Raw genomic sequence first — 1,171 nt, forward strand, 5'->3', positions numbered from 1 at the left:
TTCCCGCTCCTCTTCTCTGGTTGGAGAGGGTCCTCCCGGGGGAGGAGACCCGCGAGGTGCTGCAGGCGCTCCAGGGGAACCACACCGATCTCGCCCGGCATGGCAAGCAGCTTCGCTCGCCGGTGCGGCCGCTCCGGGGTGTTGTCGCCCTTCCGCGATGCGGTCCCGTAGAGTTTCCAGATCCGGGCGGCGTTGTAGTTCGCGGTATCGACGGTCACGACCTCGTTCGAGAAGAGGGCGTCCAGGGTCGTGAGGACTCCTTTCACGAGCGCGGTCGAGGATTCGTCGTTTGAAAGGTCGATCCTGTACAACAAGTGGGCGCCGTTGCCCGAGTCCGCCCTGATAGGTAAAGGGAATCCCTGCTCCGCGAGGTACGCCGCGATCCGCTCCGCCGCGGCGAGTGCGGCCGCGTGCTCGGCCTCGGTCGACGAGACCCCGCTCGGCCGGACGGGATCGATGTCGACCGGGAGCCAGCGCCGGCGGAGGATATCGACATCTGCCGTGGCGGCGTCTTTGCGGGAGAGCCGTATTTTGATCCGGTTCGCCCGCCGGGCGAGGAGTGCCGGATTCACCGCGTTCAAGGTGACGTAGATCCCGGCGACCGAGGGGTCGGCGTCGAGGGCCTCGACGGCCCGGGTAAGCCCATCATAATCGTCGCAGTAGCCCGAGTGGGTGACGCCGTCGGCGAGCGCCCGGACTTCGACCACGCCACCACCGGGGGCGATGAGCCCTATCGCCCGGTGGATCTCCTCGATCATAGACCTATCTCGAAGATCCCCGGTCTTCTCGGGCTCTTGCCCTCCGGCCAGTCGCCATTCGCACCTCCGGTACTCAAACTCCGTTCCAAAGGAACGTCGTTCTCCGAGATGAGGGGGAAGAGGGGAGCGCTCGCAGCCTCCCCGCGGGCCACCCGCCGAAAAGAGACGAGCGGGACGATGAAAGAGCCTGCCCGGGTGTGGATCACCACCGCCCGGCCTGCTGGGTTCACCGCCGCGTGCCCCTCGATCATCACTTCACCCGTGACGGTGCCGCCTTCCCGCCGCAGCCGCTCCCGGGTGACCGGAGCAGGCCGGCCGGCAAAGATCAACGCTCTCGTATCTTCGGGCGCAATCCGGTAGCGTTCCGCCTCGACGTGGACGACGAGCCCGCCTGATGCCGTACAGGCGAGGGT

At 67.2% G+C, this 1,171-nt stretch carries 1 protein-coding gene and 1 pseudogene; both read right to left on the reverse strand.

Going from position 1 to position 1,171, the window contains the following annotated elements; all coding sequences use genetic code 11:
• Nucleotides 1-758 (reverse strand): annotated as a pseudogene (locus BP737_RS05455) (hypothetical protein); the annotation flags it as partial.
• On the reverse strand, nt 755-1,171 hold a 417-nt coding region (locus BP737_RS05460), incomplete at its 5' end, for a hypothetical protein (RefSeq protein ID WP_292407193.1). The pseudogene BP737_RS05455 and the gene BP737_RS05460, both read right to left, overlap by 4 nt.

The organism is Methanoculleus sp. UBA291, assembly GCF_002499755.1.
Classification (GTDB): Archaea; Halobacteriota; Methanomicrobia; order Methanomicrobiales; family Methanoculleaceae; genus Methanoculleus; species Methanoculleus palmolei.